Below are 15719 nucleotides of genomic sequence, written 5' to 3'. Positions count from 1 at the left end.
TGAAGCTTTGAGTTGCGCGGCGGCTTATTATCCCGCCAAGCTGTAGACCATTGCCAATTCGAAATGACACCGGATTAATTGTTCAAACCTCAATTGACTGTATTGCGGACACCTTTGCCATGGAAATCCACGCGTTATTGAAAACCCTGGCCGCCCAGGACGGTTCGGACCTGTACCTGTCGACCGGGGCGCCACCGTGTGCCAAGTTCAACGGCGTGCTCAAGCCATTGGGCACCGAAGCCCTCAAGGCCGGGGAGGTGGCGCTGATCGCCGACGGTATCATGGACGCCGAGCAGCGCCAGCAGTTCGAGCGGGAATTGGAGATGAACCTGGCGATGTCATTGCCGGGTGTCGGGCGTTTCCGGGTCAATATCTTCAAGCAGCGCAACGAGGTCTCGATTGTCGCCCGTAACATCAAGCTGGAGATTCCCCGCTTCGAGGACCTCAAGCTGCCGCCGATCCTGCTGGAAACCATCATGGAGAAGCGTGGCCTGGTGCTGTTCGTCGGCGCCACGGGCTCAGGCAAGTCCACCTCCCTGGCGGCCCTGATCGACTACCGCAACCGCCACAGCAGCGGCCATATCATCACCATCGAGGACCCGGTGGAGTATATCCATCGGCACAAGAAGTCGATCATCAACCAGCGTGAAGTGGGGGTCGACACCCGCAGCTTCCATGCGGCACTGAAAAACACCCTGCGCCAGGCTCCGGATGTGATCCTGATCGGCGAGATCCGTGATCGCGAAACCATGGAGCATGCCCTGGCCTTTGCCGACACCGGGCACCTGGCGATTTCCACCCTGCATGCCAACAACGCCAACCAGGCACTGGACCGGATCATCAATTTCTTTCCGGAAGACCGTCGCCCGCAACTGCTCAACGACCTGGGCAACAACCTGCAGGCCTTTGTCTCGCAACGACTGGTGCGCACCACCGACGGCAAGCGCCGGGCGGCGGTGGAGGTGATGCTGGGCACGCCGACGATTCGCGATTTCATCAAGCGCAACGAGTTTTCCGAGCTCAAGGGCATCATGGAGAAGTCCGAGATCAGCGGCATGCAGACCTTCGACACGGCCTTGTTCCACCTGGTGGTGGAAGGCGCGATCGACGAAGAGGAAGCGCTGAAGAATGCCGACTCGGTGAACAACCTGCGCCTGCGCCTGAAGTTGCATCAGGACAACGGCGCGCTCGCCCAGCAGAACACACCGCCCGCACCGCCGGTGGCGGCACGGGAGCTGGATGTGAAGGATTGGGGCCTGGTGGACGATGGCGAACGCGGTCCGGGTTGAACGACCAGGCGTCGCTCAGTGGGGCGCCAGCGGTGCCATGAGTTTTCACAGCGCCGTCTGTCGATTTTTGCCGGTCAGGCCACCTGATGCCGATACGGCAGGTCCGGGCCGGTGCGGCTGCAGGTGATTGCCGCGGCGCTGACGGCGAAGTCCAGCATGCCGTCGATCTGGGCCTTGTCAAGGCGTTCCAGGCCTTCCACCGAGTCCAGTCGCTGCTCGGTCAACCAGGCGATCAAGGCGGCCTGGAAGGTGTCGCCGGCACCGACGGTATCGGCCGTGACGACTTCGCGCGCCGGTACCGACCAGTGGCCATGGCGGCGGCTGAACACACTGGCGCCCTGGGTGCCACGGGTCAGGAAGACCACCTGGCAGCGCTGGGCCAGCCATTCCTCGGCAACGCTGCGCGGGTCGCGATCGGGGTAGAGCAGGCCCAGGTCCTCGTCGCTGACCTTGATCATGTCGGCATGTTCGGCCAGTTCCGCGATGCGCTGGCGCCACAGTTCGATATTCGGCTCAGGGTTGAGGCGCACATTGGGGTCGAGGGTGATCAGCCGGCGACCGCTTTCCCGGCGTACCAGGCTCAGCAGGGTATCGGCGATCGGCTGCACCACCAGCGAGAACGAGCCGACATGCAGGCCACGCACCTCGTCGCCGAGCCTGGGCAGGTGCCCCGGCAGCAACTGGCGGTCGGCACAGCCTTCGCCGCGAAAGCTGTAATGGGGCGAACCGTCGGCACCCACGGCGACCATCGCCAGAGTGGTGGGAGCATCGAAGTCCAGCAGGTAATCGGCGCGCACGCCTTCTTCGCGCAGGACCTGTTGCAGGCGGCGCCCCAGGTAATCGGTGGACAGCCCGGCCAGCAGCGCCGAGTCGACGCCCAGGCGGCGCAGGCCGACCGCGACGTTGAACGGCGAACCCCCGGCGATCGCCTTGAAGTTCACTTTCGATGTCTGCCCGCTTGCGTCGGGCTCACTGAAAAAATCAAACAGTGCTTCACCACAGACCAGATACATGGATGCTTACTCTTGAATGGCCGCGACCTGTTGGCGGTAGCGGTGATAAATCGGTTGATAGGCGCTGACATTGGCCGGGATCGGCCGGGTTTCGCTGACGGCATCCAGGCTGACACAACGCTCGCACAGCTCGGCCAGGCTGTGAATCGCCCCGGACTCGCACCAGGCGGCCTGGATCGCCGCACCGAGGGCGGCGGCTTCGCCCTGTTCGGTACAGACCACCGGGGTGTCCATGATATCGGCGACCATCTGTCGCCATACCGCGCTTTTCGCACCGCCGCCGGTCAGGCGGATACCGTGGCTCTGCAGGCCGTTGCCGCGCAGCAGGTCAAGGCCGTAGCGCAGGCCGAACGTGGTGCCTTCGACCACGGCCCGGCACAGGTTGGCCTGGGTCAGGTTGGTCAGGGTCAGGCCGAGCAGGCTGCCGGTGGCCTGGGGCAGGGCGGGCACCCGTTCGCCATTGAGGAACGGCAGCATGCTGACACCGTCGGCGCCGATGGGAGCCTCGCGCACCCGGGCATTGAAGTCATCGAGCCCGAGATCGAACAGTTCGCGCACCGCGCCGGTGGCGTTGGTCAGGTTCATGGTGCAGATCAACGGCAGCCAGCCGCCGCTGGAAGAGCAGAAGGCCGCGACCGAGGCGTCGGGGCTGATCAGCGGTTGTTCGGCGTAGGCGTACACGGTGCCGGAGGAACCCAGGCTCATGGTGATCACGCCCGGGTGGATATTGCCGGTGCCGATGGCGCCCATCATGTTGTCGCCGCCGCCGCTGGACACCAGGGCGTCGGGGTTGATCCCCAGTTGCCGGGCGATTTCGGGCAGTACCCGACCGACCGGCTGGTGGGCTTCCAGCAGCTCTGGCAAGGCCGCTTGCAGGCGCCCGCTGGGGTCGATGTCGCGCAACAGTTGCAGGTCCCAGCTGCGCTTGCGCACGTCGAAGTAGCCACTGCCCGAGGCGTCGCCGTATTCCGCGCAGGCACGACCGGTCAGCCAGTAGTTGAGGTAGTCGTGGGGCAGCAGGATATGGGCGATCCGGGCAAACAGCTCGGGATGCTGTTCCCGGGTCCAGAGTAGCTTGGACACGGTGTAGCCGGGAGCGATCACCAGGCCCAGGCGTTCGAGCGAACCGGCTTCGCCGCCCAGGTGTTCCAGCAGGCGCTGGTTTTCCGGGGTGGTTTCGGTGTCGCACCAGAGCTTGGCCGGGCGCAGGACCTGGCCTTGCTCGTCGAGCAGCACCAGGCCGTGCTGCTGGCCGGAAACACCGATGCCGAGGATGGCCTGGCCGTCGACCCCGGCGGCCTGCAATGCCTGGCGGGTGGCCAGGACAAAGGCCTCCAGCCATTGGCCGGTGTCCTGTTCGCGGCGGCCATTGGCACCGCTGATCATGTCGTGGGGGGCCGAGCCCTGGCCGAGCACCTGGCCGCTGACGATGTCGAGGACAATCGCCTTGGTGCCCTGGGTGCCGCAATCGATGCCGAGGTAGAGTTTCTGGTTCATGGAAGTACCTGGTGGTTGTGACTCGGTCATTCAATCCCGTTTGGCCAGCATACGCTCCAGTGTCTTGCTCACGCCCACTTCCCGCAAGCTGTTGAAGCAGTTTTCGAAGGCGGCGACAAACGCCGCCGACCGGGGAATGGCCGTACCGAAGATTTCTTCCACCGCCAGCAGGCGCTGGACGATCAGGCTGTCATCGGCCACCAGCGCCTGGCAGAACTCGGCCCGCGGGTCGGGAATGCGGTAGGTCGTGCCGTTTTCATCGACGCCCTTGAGGTACAGGGCCCAGGCCGCCACCACCAGCGCCGCGCGTTCGGTTTCGCGACCGTCGGCGATCAGCCGGTTGATGGTCGGGATGGTGAACTTGGGAAACTTCGACGAACCGTCGGAACAGACCCGTTCCAGCTGATCGGCAATCGCCTGGTTGGAGAAACGCTCGACCAGGGTGTTCTTGTAGTCGGTCAGGTCGATTCCCGGCACCGGCGCCAGTTGCGGGGTCACGTCCAGGTCCATATAGGCCCGCATGTAGGCCACGAACAACGGATCGTTCATGGTTTCGTGGACGAAGCGGTAGCCCTTGAGGAAGCCCAGGTAGGTGAGGGCCAGGTGGCTGCCGTTGAGCAGCTTGATCTTCATCTCTTCGTAGGGGGTGACGTCGTCGGTGAACTGGACGCCGACCTTCTCCCAGGCCGGCCGGCCGTTGCCGAACTTGTCTTCCAGGACCCACTGCACAAAGGGTTCGCAGACCACCGGCCAGGCGTCGTCGATACCATGCTCGTCATGCAGTTGCAGGCGATGGGCGGCACTGGTCATCGGGGTGATGCGATCGACCATGGCGTTGGGGAAGCTGACATGCCCGGCGATCCAGTCGTGCAGGTCGGCGTCGCGCAGGGCGGCGAAGGCCAGCAGTGCCTTGCGGGTTACCGCGCCGTTGTGCGGCAGGTTATCGCAAGACATCAGGGTGAAGGCCGGGATGCCGCTGGCGCGACGCCTGGCCAGGGCCGCGCAGAGGAAGCCGAAGACAGTCTGTGGCGCGTCAGGATGGCGCAGGTCGTGCTGGATCTGCGGCAGGTGGCTCATGAACTCGCCGTTGCTGTCGTCGATGCAATAGCCGCCTTCGGTGATGGTCAGGGACACGATGCGGATCTGCGGCGAGGCCAGTTTGTCGATCAGCGCCTGGGCGTCGTCCTGGGCCAGCAGCATGCCGCTGATGGAGGCGATCACGCGGGTCTCGGTGTCGTTGCCGTCCCCCAGTTCATAAAGCGTGTAGAGATAGTCCTGGGCCGCCAGGGCATCGCGTACGCCCTGGTCTTCCTTGCGCAGGCCGACGCCGCAGATGCTCCAGTCCAGGCCTTCGCCGAGGTTCATCAGGGCATCGGTGTAATAGGCCTGGTGGGCACGGTGAAAGCCGCCGACGCCGATATGGGCGATGCCTTGCCGGGTGTTGGCCGCCGCGTACTGCGGCAGCGCCACTTCAGGAGCCAGGTTGTGCAGGTTCTGTTTGTTCAGGTTCATTGCAAAGTGCTCTCGTCAATCAGGCGGCAGCGCGCAGCGGGCGGGCGACCGCTACACCGTCGGCATCGAATAGGTGGCAGTGGGTGCTGTCCAGGTGCAGGTTGAGCGTTTCGCCGTACTGGCTGGCCAGGTCGCCGCGGATACGCATGGTCAGCGGCTCGCCGGAGCGGGTCACGACGTGGCAGAAGGTGTCGCTGCCCAGGCGCTCGCCGACATCGGCGGTGACTTGCAGGGTGCAGTCCCCGGGTTTGGCGATTTCCAGGTGTTCCGGGCGGATGCCCAGGGTCACCGGGCTGCCGACGCTGAGGCTGGCGCCGCTGTGAGGCAGACTGATACGGGTGCCGGCCTCCAGTTCGACTTCACAGCCCTGGCCGTCGACGCGGCTGACCTTGCCCTTGAGGAAGCCCATCTTCGGTGTGCCGAGGAAGCCGGCGACAAACAGGTTGGCCGGGGAGTGATAGAGCTCCAGGGGCGAGCCGACCTGCTCGACGCGACCGCTGTTGAGGACCACCACCTTGTCGGCCAGGGTCATGGCTTCGACCTGGTCGTGGGTCACGTAGATCATGGTCGCCTGCAGTTCCTTGTGCAGCCGCGCCAGTTCCAGGCGCATCTGCACCCGCAGGGCGGCGTCGAGGTTGGACAGCGGTTCGTCGAACAGGAAGATCTTCGGATTGCGCACGATCGCCCGACCGATGGCGACCCGCTGGCGCTGGCCGCCGGAAAGTTGCTTGGGCTTGCGTTCGAGCAACGGGCCGAGTTCGAGGATGCGTGCGGCCTCGTTGACCTTGCGTTCGACCTCGGCCTTGGCCACGCCGGCCAGGTCGAGGGCGAAGGACATGTTCTTGCGCACGCTCATGTGCGGGTACAGGGCGTAGGTCTGGAACACCATCGCCAGGTCGCGCTTGGCCGGGCTGACTTCGGTAATGTCGCGGCCGTCCAGTTCGATGGTGCCGGAGGTGACTTCCTCGAGCCCGGCGATCAATCGCAGCAGGGTGGACTTGCCGCAGCCGGACGGACCGACGAAGACCACGAACTCGCGGTCACGGACCTCCAGGTCGATGCCCTTGATGATGGAAAAGCCTTCGAAGCCTTTTTGCAGATTCTTGATTTTCAGGTTGGCCATGGTGAGGCTCCTCTTGAATTGTGGGAGCCGGCTTGCCGGCGATGAGGCCCTTGGGCCTGGCGGCGACCATTCGGTCGTCATCGCTGGCAAGCCAGCTCCTACAGGGGTTCTGTGGTGTTCAAAAATGCCGGTCTATTTCACGGCGCCGAAGGACAGGCCGCGTACCAGTTGTTTCTGGCTGATCCAGCCGAAGATCAGGATCGGTGCGCAGGCCAGGGTCGAGACGGCGGACAGCTTGGCCCAGAACAAGCCCTCGGGGCTGGAGTAGGACGCGATCAACGCCGTCAGCGGCGCGGCACTGGAGGAAGTCAGGTTCAGCGACCAGAACGCCTCGTTCCAGCACAGGATCAGCGACAGCAGCATGGTCGAGGCGAGCCCGCCCTTGCTGATGGGCAGCAGCACCCGGACCATTTCCTGCAGCAGCGTGGCGCCATCGAGGCGGGCGGCTTCGAGGATGTCCTTGGGGATGTCCTTGAAGTAGGTGTACACCATCCAGACCACGATCGGCAGGTTGATCAGGGTGTAGATCACGATCAGCGCGATGCGTGTATCGAGCAGGCCGAAGGACTTGGCCAGCAGGTAGATCGGCATCAGCACGCCCACCGGCGGCAGCATCTTGGTGGAGAGCATCCACAGCAGGGTGCGCTTGGTCCGCTGGGTTTCGTAGAACGCCATGGAGTAGGCCGCCGGTACGGCGATCAGCATGCACAGCAGCGTGGCGCTGAAGGAGATCACCACCGAGTTCCAGGCGAAGTGAAAGTAGTCGCTGCGTTCCTGGATATGCAGGTAGTTCTCCAGCGTCGGGGTGAAGAAGAACTGCGGCGGCGTGGCGAATGCATCGATCTCGGTCTTGAAGCTGGTCAGCACCATCCAGAAGATCGGGAAGAAGATCAGGATCGCGATGGCCCAGGCCAGGATGCCGAGCAGCACGCTTTGCAGGCGACGGGATTGTTTGAGTGTGAGGGTCATGGCGCGGGCCTCAAGGCTTGTCTGTCAGGTTTTTGCCGATCATCCGCACCAGGATGATCGCGGCGATATTGGCGATGATCACGGCGATCAGGCCGCCGGCCGAGGCCATGCCGACATCGAACTGCACCAGGGCCTGGTTGTAGATCAGGTACGCCAGGTTGGTCGAGGCATAACCCGGACCGCCGTTGGTGGTGGTGAAGATTTCGGCGAATACCGAGAGCAGGAAGATGGTTTCGATCATCACCACCACGGCAATCGGCCGGGCCAGGTGCGGCAGGGTCAGGTGCCAGAAGATCGCCACGGGACCGGCACCGTCCAGGCGCGCGGCTTCCTTCTGTTCCTGGTCCAGGGACTGCATGGCGGTCATCAGGATCAGGATGGCGAAGGGCAACCACTGCCAGGAGACAATGATGATGATCGACAGCAGCGGGTAATGGGCCAGCCAGTCCACCGGCTGGGCGCCGAACAGGCGCCAGAGAGCGGCGAGAATCCCCGAGACCGGGTGGAATATCAGGTTTTTCCAGATCAGCGCGCCGACCGTGGGCATGATGAAGAACGGCGAGATCAGCAGGACCCGGACGATGCCGCGACCGAGGAATTCGCTGGCTTCCAGCAGGGCCGAGATCAGCACGCCGAACACCACGCTGATCAGCAGCACGCTGCCCACCAGCAACAGGGTGTTGGTGGCGCCGGGCAGGAAGCCCGAGTCGGTGAGGAAGTAGGTGTAGTTCTCCAGGCCGACAAACTGGTTTTCGCCCGGATAGAGCAGGTTGTAGCGGATCAGCGAAAAGTAAACGGTCATGCCCAGGGGCACGATCATCCACAGCAGCAACAGGCCGACTGATGGTGAGACCAGGAACCAGCCGGGATTGCGCAGACGGCTTTTGCGCAACGGCTGGGGTATATCCATATGGGCTTTGGCAGTGGAGGTATTCATGGTGTTCAAAACCGATTAGGTGCAAGGAGCGGGCAATCTGTAGGAGCTGGCTTGTCGGAACGCCGCATCGCAGCGATAGCGACCGAACGGTTGCCGCAAGGCTCAAGGGCCTCATCGCCGGCAAGCCGGCTCCTACAGGGGACGGTGTGTCCCTGTTACTTCGGATAACCCGCGCGTTTCATTTCACGCTCGGTGAAGGTCTGGGCATCGGCCAGGGCCTTGTCGACCGTGGTCTGGCCGGTCAGTGCGGCGGAGAACTGCTTGCCGACCTGGGTACCGACAGCCTGGAACTCGGGAATGGTCACCAACTGGATCCCGACATAAGGCACGGGCTTGGCGCTCGGGTCTTTCGGGTTGGCGGCTTTCAGCGATTCCAGGGTGATCCTGGCGAACGGCGCGGCCTTCATGTAGGCCTCGCTGTAGGTCGAGGTCCGGGTGCCCGGCGGTACGTTGGCGATACCGTCTTCCTTGGCGACCAGTGCCCCGTATTCCCTGGAGGTGGCCCAGCTGCTGAACGTCTTCGCCGCGTCCTTGGCCTTGGAACTGGTGGGGATCGCCAGGGCCCAGGAGTAGAGCCAGGCCGAACCCTTCTCGGTGACTTGGTGCGGTGCGTAGGTAAAGCCGACGTGATCGCTGACCTTGCTCTGGGTCTTGTCGGTGACGAAGGAGCCGGCCACGCTGGCATCGACCCACATGGCGCACTTGCCGCTGTTGAACAGCGCCAGGTTTTCGTTGAAACCGTTGCTCGAAGCACCGGGCGGGCCGGACTTCTTCATGGTCTCGACGTAGAAGTTCAAGGCGTTCTTCCACTCGGGACCGTTGAATTCCGGTTGCCATTTCTCATCGAACCAGCGCGCACCATAGGCGTTGGCGACGGTGGTGATCAGCGCCATGTTCTCGCCCCAGCCGGCCTTGCCGCGCAGGCAGATGCCGTACTGCTCCTTCTCGGGATGGTTGAGCTTGGCGGCGAACTCGCCGATCTGTTCCCAGGTCGGCCGCTCGGGCATGGTCAGCCCGGCGTCCTTGAACAGATCGGTGCGGTAGTAGGTCATGGAGCTTTCGGCGTAGAACGGTAGGGCGAACAGGGTGCCCTTGACCGACAGGCCGTCACGGACCGACGGGAAGACGTCGTCGATATCGTAGGCGGCGGGGAGGTTGGTCATGGGCTCCAGCCAGCCCTTGGCGCCCCAGAGCGCGGCTTCGTACATGCCGATGGTCAGCACGTCGAACTGGCCGCCCTGGGTGGCGATATCGGTGGTCAGGCGCTGGCGCAGGACGTTTTCTTCCAGGACCACCCAGTTCAGCTTGATATCCGGATGCTCGGCCTCGAAGGTCTTCGAGAGCTTCTGCATGCGAATCATGTCGCTGTTGTTGACGGTGGCGATGGTCAGGGTCTGGGCGCCGAAACTGACGCCACTGATGGTCAGGCAGGTAGAGACGAGCAGAGCTTTTGCAATGGCTTTCATCGAACACTCCTCTTCTTGCGCGCAGTGGCGGTCGAAGGTCGGTTTATTGTTTTTGTGTCTTCCGGTGTCCAGGAAGAATCTGCAGATGATTACAGCCCTCAATCGTCGTGCTGACAAATCCTTGACGACACTTCAATCGATACTTTTTTGCACTGAGGCGGAATGTCGCAGGCCGGCGAAACAGTGGTTCGGGAGGGGATAGCCCGCAATCGGGGCTCGGAGAAGGGGTAAATCAGTACAGGTTTCACGGCAAAAAAGCGTCAGCCGCGCGTTCCCCGAGCGCCGATCGTTCCCACGCGGAGCGTGGGAACGATGGGGGTTGCCTAGCCGAGGTTCTGCTCGGTCAGGCGCTGCACCACCAGGCGTCGATAATGCGAGGGGGTCATGCCCTTGAGCTGCTGGAAGCGCCGGTTGAAGTTGGAAATATTGTTGAAACCGGACTCGAAACACACATCGGTCACCGGTTTGTCGCCGTCGGCCAGCAGTTCGCAGGACTTGCTGATCCGCAGGCGATTGACGAACTCGACGAAACAGCGCCCGGTGGCCTGCTTGAACACCCGGGAAAAATAGGTGGGCTTCATCCCCAGGTACTCGGCGACCTCTTCCAGCGGCAGTTCCCGGGCATAGTGGGCAAAGATGTAGTCCACGGCGCGGTTGGTGCGGTCGATATTGTTCTCGTCGGCCAGTTGCGGGGTGGTGGCACCGGAAAGCAACTGGTAGTCGGTGCAGCCGCTGAGCAGTTCCAGGAGGATCAGGAAGTGCCCCAGGCGCGTCACGCCCTGGGCGTCGGCGATACGCTGCATCAGCTGCGTGGCCTGGCGGATGGTGTCCTTGCAGCGGAATTCGATGCCGTACTGGGCCCGTTCGAGCAACGGCGCCAGGGTTTTCAGTTCGGCAAAGATCTGGTGTCCTTCCTCGAACAGCTCCTCGGTGAAGTTCACCAGCATGTCGCGCTTGGGCACCACTTCGTCCTCGGCCACCTGGCTGATCCAGTTGTGGGGGAGGTTGGGGCCGGTCAGGAACAGGCTCTGCGGGTAGAAATTGCCGATATAGTCACCAATGAAGACCTTGCCGGAGCTGGCGACGATCAGGTGCAGTTCGTATTCCTTGTGGAAATGCCAACGCACCAGCGGGCAGGGAAAACCATGCTGGCGATAGATGATGGACAGGCCATTATGGTCGTCCATCAGTTCATAGGAAGGATCGGTGACGCGGGCTGTTCGGGTCATTGGAGGCGCTTTTATTGTTATCGCTGTCCGATAATGCCTCCTTCACGAGCCGGCTGCCAGCCTTGTGCGGACGGTCGCAGCGGAGCGGACCGACGGCCATGGCCTTGCGGCCCTTTATTCAGGAGCAAAACAGTGAAGACCGTTCTATTGATTGGAATCGGTTCCGGTCATCCGGAGCAGATCACCGTGCAGGCCATCAAGGCCCTGAACCGGGCCTCGGTCTTTTTCCTGCTGGACAAAGGCGAGGCCAAGGATGAGCTGGTGCGTCTGCGCAAGGAAATCTGCCAGCGTTATATCGAGCAGCCGGGTTATCGCCTGGTGCAGGTCAGCGATCCGGTCCGCGAAGATGCCGAGGCGTCGTATCGGGCCGGTGTCGAGCGTTGGCATGAACAGCGCGCCGAACTGTTTGCCCGGTTGATCGACGAAGAACTGGCCGAGAACGAGTGCGGTGCCTTTCTGGTCTGGGGCGAGCCGGGCTTGTATGACAGTACCCTGCGCATCCTCGATCGGGTCGTGGCCCTGGGCGGTCCGGCGTTCGACGTCGAGGTGATTCCCGGTATCAGCAGCGTGCAGGCCCTGGCGGCGCGCCATCGGATTCCCCTGAACCGCATCGGCGAACCGATCCGCATCACCACGGGACGACGCCTGGAAGCCGCCGACCTGGACAACGTGGTGGTGATGCTCGATGCGCATTGCGCGTTTGGTCAGTTCGCCGACCAGGCGCTGGAGATCTATTGGGGGGCGTACCTGGGGACCGAGGATGAACTGCTGGTAAGCGGCAAGCTGCATGAGGTGCAGGGGCAGATTCGCGAACTGCGCGAGGCCGCCCGGCTGCGCAAGGGCTGGATCATGGACACTTATCTGCTGCGACGGCCCCTGAATCCGGGCTAGTAAGTACTCCGGCATTGATCGGGCGGTTTTCCTGTATCTCTACGAGACGGTTCTTACAGAGGAAGGCAAGCGGTGTCGTTTAGTGTCCGCTGCATTCGAAAATCGCCCGTGAGACCCCTATAACGCCATGAGCACCGTACCCGGTATTGATCGACTTCAATGGCTGCCCCTGATGCTTGTCCTGGGGTTGGTCAGCTTGCCTGCGCTCGGGCAACCGCTGGTTGCGTTGTCCTACAGCGGCGGGGTGTTCAACATCGACCCGGCCACCCTGGAAACGACCTTGCTCCTGGACAATGGCGAAGTCTCGACCCTCAGTGCCCCGGCATTCCCCGAAACCGCCAGGGCCAGCGACCTGGCGGGCCGGCGCTGGCGTATTCGCAACGGCCGCGAGCGGTTCCAGGTCGAGGTCGGGATCGAGCAGGACGCCTTGCGCCTGTCGATACGGGCCGAGCAGCCGGGCCGGCTGGATTGGCCCAGACCCGTGGAAGCAAAGGCCATCGAGGCCCATGCCATACCGTTCGGCGAAGGCAGCTATATTCCTGGCGACGACCGGCAATGGCTGGACTGGCTGGTACGGCGCTATGAGCCCGATGCGCTGAACGGGCGGCTGTCGATGCCGTTCTGGACCGAACTGCGCGCGGATCATTCGGTGACCTGGCTGGTGCAAACCCCGTTCGATACCCGCTTTAGCGTGATCGAGCAGGATGAACGGCCGCTGCCCCGACTCAGCCATCAGTTCAACCGGCTGGCCGAGGGCGCGGCGTATACCGTCAACGTGGCGATCGGTCCACGGGATCCGCTGTACGGTGCGCGTTTCTATCGCCAGTGGCTGCTGGAGCACGACCGCTTCGTTTCGTTGAAACGGAAAATCGAGCGCCAGCCCCAGGTCGCCAGGCTGGGCGGCGCCCCGCATATCTACCTGTGGGGCGCCGGCCCCTTGAAAGCCGGAGATATCGCCGACTGGCCGGCGTTCCTCAAGTTCTTTGCCGCGCGCCGGGCCGATCCCCGGCATCTGGCCTCGCGGTTGTGGGAAGCCTTCGATCCGCAGGCGCGGGAAAGTTTTGTCGCGGCGCTGCTGGAGGCCGAGGCGGGGGACGCCGACGTGTCGACCTTCGGCAGGATCGAGGTGACCCGGGCACTGAACAGCGCATTGCAGCATGCGCTGCCGCCGGTACCGGTCGAGCCGTTGCCGGGCAATCACGATCCGGCGGCCAGCGTCGCCTGGGGGCATACGGTCCGCGAGCAACTGGTCGAAGCCTTCGGCCCGTGGCTGGTGGCGCCGCGCCGCTGGGGTGGCGGTCTGTCGCTCGACACCGTGGCCGCGCTGCAGCAAGCCGGCCTGACCAAGGCCTGGCTCGGTGCGGATGACTGGCGTGACGCCATGTGGCATCCCGAAGCGGTGGAAGCGGCGAAGGCCTCGGGTTATCTGGTGGCCGTCTACGACAGCTATGGCAGCGCGCACCCTTCGAACCTACGGGCGACCTGGGCCACGGCACAAATGGGCGATGAGCTGGCGGCAGCCGGTTATCGCGACAGCAAGGGCGACAAGGTGCGCGGCTTCAGTGGCCGGGGCGTCTATGTCAACGCCAGGCTGGTCGAACCCTACGCACAACGGCGGATCTCCGCGGTGGCGCGGGCGGCACGTCTCAACAGCTATTTCCTCGATGTCGATGCGGCCGGCCCCGAACTCAAGGACTACACCCCCGGTCGGGAAACCAGTGAACGCGAAGACGCCGAAGCCCGGACCCGCCGGCTGTTGTATCCAGCCCGGGCGCTGGACCTGGTCACGGGTAGCGAAGGCGGGCTGGCATCCTACGCGGCAAATATTGCCTACAGCCATGGCATCGCGACCCAGCCGTTTGCCTGGATGGACCCGGATATCGGCAAGAACAAGCAGTCGGCCTATTACCGCGGCGGCTACTGGCCGCCGGAAACGCCGGCCCTGTACTTCAAACCCGTGCCCCTCAAGCCCTCGCTTGCCCGTTTCGTGACTTCCGCGCAGTTCCGGCTGCCGCTGTATCAACTGGTGCTCCACGACAGCCTGGTCAGCACGCACCACTGGGAATACAGCTCGTTGAAGTTTTCCAGCGAGCGCGAGCACACGGCATTGCTGCAACTGCTGTACATGGTGCCGCCGCTGTATCACCTCAATGATCGGGTGCTGGCGCGCGACCTGCCGTTCATCAGCGCCTATGACCGGGTATTTCGGCCCTTGCACGAACGCCTCTTCGTCGAACGCATGAGCGATTTCCAGGTGTTGTCGGCCGATCGCCAGTTGCAACGTTCGGTGTTCGCCGACGGCACCCTGATCACCGTGAACTTCAGCCAGAAAAGCCTGCGTTCGCCGGAAGGACGGCGACTGCCGCCACGTTCGGCGCTGATCCTGGTGCCGGACCAGGAACCGCAATTGATCGAGATCGCCCGGCTCTTCGCCGAGACGTGATGACGGATATGGCCTTCAGATCGTGCGGTTTTTCGCTTCGATCCACTGGGCCATGTACTGGGTGCTCTTGTGGTGATGATGACGCAGCATCGCGCCGGTGAAATTATCGCGGCGATGCCGGACCAGTTGTTGCCGGCACTGTTCGATACGCGCCACCAGGGCCGGACCGTGGACGCGCCGGTCGTAACGGGCGGCCAGCAGGGCCTTGCCGTCGGCCTGGGCCTGCTGCCATGAAGACGGATCCTGGTACAACCGGACCGCTGCCTGTGCCAGGGCCTCGGCGCTGGTCGCGACAGCGCCGGGCCAGGGCAGGTCACCGTGCATCGCCTCGGCGCCAATCGGCGTGGTGACGTTCGGCGTGCCGCAGAGCATGGCATCGGCGAGCTTGCCCTTGATGCCGGCGCCAAAGCGCAACGGCGCCAGGCAGATGCGCGCGGCACTCATCACCTGCAGGGCATCCTCGGCCCAGTTCATCACATGAAAGCCTTGGGCGGGGTTGTGCAGCGCCGTTGCCTTGGGCGGCGTGTAGGCACCGTAGACATGCAACTGCGCGCCGGGCAATTGCTGGCGGATCAACGGCCAGAGGGTGGTTTTCATCCAGAGCACCGCGTCCCAGTTCGGCGCATGGCGGAAGTTGCCGATGCTGAGAAAATGCGCTCGATCCTCGAAGGGGGTGAACGCCACGGGCTGCTCGACCATCAGCGGGCACCAGTGCAGCAGGGCCGCTGGCAACCTGAACTGCTCGGTCAGCAGCCTGATCTCGACATCGGAAATCATCAGGCTCAGGTCCGAGCGATAGATCGCGGCGATCTCCCGTTGGGCCAGGTCGGTATCGCTCATCTGCCGGAACACTTCGTCCAGGTCGGGGGCGAACAGCGCCGTGAAATCGTTCGGGTCCGGATCGGCCTTCAGGCGTTCCCTGAGCTGCTGCTGGCGCGCATCGCGCAGGCTTTGCAGGTCCGAGGTCTCCAGCACGCGCAGGGCGCTGGGGCAATGTTTCTCGACCCGCCAGCCGAACTGCTCTTCCATCATGAAGCGGTCGAACAGCACCACATCCGGCTGCAACTCGCGGATAAAACCGTCGAAACTGCTGTTGTTGAGTTCGATGGCCTGTTCGGCGATGCCCAGGCCTTGCAGGTCGGCCTTGTGTTCGCCGACGCTGGCGGGGCTGGCGAAGGTGATGCGCCAGCCGGCTTCGAGGAAGCTTTCGAGGATCTGCATCATGTGCCCGCCGGCGGCCGAGGAACGGGGTTCGGGCCAGACATAACCGATAACCAGGACGTGGGTGGTGTCGGTGGCACTCATGGGCAGCAATTCCTTGAAGCGGGCAGGGCAGGAGAAGGGGCGCAA

At 63.5% G+C, this 15719-nt stretch carries 12 protein-coding genes; 3 read left to right on the top strand and 9 right to left on the bottom strand.

The window, feature by feature from the left end; genetic code table 11:
• The first annotated feature begins 119 nt into the window (after window positions 1-119).
• A complete protein-coding gene (locus KI243_RS16505; protein ID WP_042936475.1) occupies window positions 120-1289 on the top strand; it encodes a PilT/PilU family type 4a pilus ATPase in 1170 nt (389 codons plus the stop codon).
• A 74-nt stretch (window positions 1290-1363) separates the two neighbouring features.
• Here KI243_RS16505 and KI243_RS16500 read toward each other — a convergent pair whose 3' ends face one another.
• From KI243_RS16500 to KI243_RS16465, 8 genes are all read right to left on the bottom strand, one after another.
• Window positions 1364-2302, bottom strand: a complete 939-nt coding sequence (locus tag KI243_RS16500; protein WP_177082641.1) for a carbohydrate kinase — start codon at window positions 2300-2302, stop codon at window positions 1364-1366.
• A gap of 6 nt (window positions 2303-2308) precedes the next feature.
• Window positions 2309-3799, bottom strand: a complete 1491-nt coding sequence (gene xylB, locus KI243_RS16495; protein WP_212809359.1) for a xylulokinase — start codon at window positions 3797-3799, stop codon at window positions 2309-2311.
• Window positions 3800-3829: 30 nt separating this feature from the next.
• Entirely contained in the window at window positions 3830-5311 is a 1482-nt protein-coding gene (locus tag KI243_RS16490; RefSeq protein WP_212809357.1) for a mannitol dehydrogenase family protein, read from the bottom strand.
• Window positions 5312-5330: 19 nt separating this feature from the next.
• The gene (gene ugpC, locus KI243_RS16485) at window positions 5331-6434 is read right to left on the bottom strand and encodes a sn-glycerol-3-phosphate ABC transporter ATP-binding protein UgpC (protein WP_017128458.1); all 1104 of its coding nucleotides are present in this window, start codon (window positions 6432-6434) and stop codon (window positions 5331-5333) included.
• Window positions 6435-6566: 132 nt separating this feature from the next.
• Window positions 6567-7403 (bottom strand): carbohydrate ABC transporter permease, encoded by an 837-nt coding sequence (locus KI243_RS16480; RefSeq protein ID WP_017128457.1) that lies wholly within the window; start codon window positions 7401-7403, stop codon window positions 6567-6569.
• 10 nt (window positions 7404-7413) lie between these two features.
• Window positions 7414-8313, bottom strand: coding sequence for a sugar ABC transporter permease (locus tag KI243_RS16475; protein WP_017128456.1), 900 nt, complete (start codon window positions 8311-8313; stop codon window positions 7414-7416).
• A gap of 182 nt (window positions 8314-8495) precedes the next feature.
• Entirely contained in the window at window positions 8496-9806 is a 1311-nt protein-coding gene (locus tag KI243_RS16470; RefSeq protein ID WP_017128455.1) for a sugar ABC transporter substrate-binding protein, read from the bottom strand.
• A gap of 323 nt (window positions 9807-10129) precedes the next feature.
• Window positions 10130-11035, bottom strand: coding sequence for an AraC family transcriptional regulator (locus KI243_RS16465; RefSeq protein WP_103032591.1), 906 nt, complete (start codon window positions 11033-11035; stop codon window positions 10130-10132).
• 132 nt (window positions 11036-11167) lie between these two features.
• Between KI243_RS16465 and cobF the strand changes: the two genes are divergently transcribed.
• Window positions 11168-11926 (top strand): precorrin-6A synthase (deacetylating), encoded by a 759-nt coding sequence (cobF, locus tag KI243_RS16460; protein ID WP_212809355.1) that lies wholly within the window; start codon window positions 11168-11170, stop codon window positions 11924-11926.
• A gap of 127 nt (window positions 11927-12053) precedes the next feature.
• Window positions 12054-14369 (top strand): glycoside hydrolase, encoded by a 2316-nt coding sequence (locus tag KI243_RS16455; protein ID WP_212809353.1) that lies wholly within the window; start codon window positions 12054-12056, stop codon window positions 14367-14369.
• A gap of 15 nt (window positions 14370-14384) precedes the next feature.
• On the opposite strand, the gene KI243_RS16450 is transcribed toward KI243_RS16455, so the two are convergent.
• Window positions 14385-15674, bottom strand: a complete 1290-nt coding sequence (locus tag KI243_RS16450) for a glycosyltransferase (RefSeq protein ID WP_177146628.1) — start codon at window positions 15672-15674, stop codon at window positions 14385-14387.
• Between the last annotated feature and the right edge of the window lie 45 nt (window positions 15675-15719).

The organism is Pseudomonas sp. Ost2 (assembly GCF_018326065.1).
Taxonomy (GTDB): domain Bacteria; phylum Pseudomonadota; class Gammaproteobacteria; order Pseudomonadales; family Pseudomonadaceae; genus Aquipseudomonas; species Aquipseudomonas gingeri.
This window is presented reverse-complemented; position numbering and strand designations above follow the sequence as displayed.

Coding starts and splice junctions, on each gene's coding strand:
- KI243_RS16505 (WP_042936475.1), top strand. CDS start 120: ATGGAAATCCACGCGTTATTGAAAACCCTGGCCGCCCAGGACGGTTCG.
- KI243_RS16500 (WP_177082641.1), bottom strand. CDS start 2,302: ATGTATCTGGTCTGTGGTGAAGCACTGTTTGATTTTTTCAGTGAGCCC.
- xylB (WP_212809359.1), bottom strand. CDS start 3,799: ATGAACCAGAAACTCTACCTCGGCATCGATTGCGGCACCCAGGGCACC.
- KI243_RS16490 (WP_212809357.1), bottom strand. CDS start 5,311: ATGAACCTGAACAAACAGAACCTGCACAACCTGGCTCCTGAAGTGGCG.
- ugpC (WP_017128458.1), bottom strand. CDS start 6,434: ATGGCCAACCTGAAAATCAAGAATCTGCAAAAAGGCTTCGAAGGCTTT.
- KI243_RS16480 (WP_017128457.1), bottom strand. CDS start 7,403: ATGACCCTCACACTCAAACAATCCCGTCGCCTGCAAAGCGTGCTGCTC.
- KI243_RS16475 (WP_017128456.1), bottom strand. CDS start 8,313: ATGGATATACCCCAGCCGTTGCGCAAAAGCCGTCTGCGCAATCCCGGC.
- KI243_RS16470 (WP_017128455.1), bottom strand. CDS start 9,806: ATGAAAGCCATTGCAAAAGCTCTGCTCGTCTCTACCTGCCTGACCATC.
- KI243_RS16465 (WP_103032591.1), bottom strand. CDS start 11,035: ATGACCCGAACAGCCCGCGTCACCGATCCTTCCTATGAACTGATGGAC.
- KI243_RS16455 (WP_212809353.1), top strand. CDS start 12,054: ATGAGCACCGTACCCGGTATTGATCGACTTCAATGGCTGCCCCTGATG.
- KI243_RS16450 (WP_177146628.1), bottom strand. CDS start 15,674: ATGAGTGCCACCGACACCACCCACGTCCTGGTTATCGGTTATGTCTGG.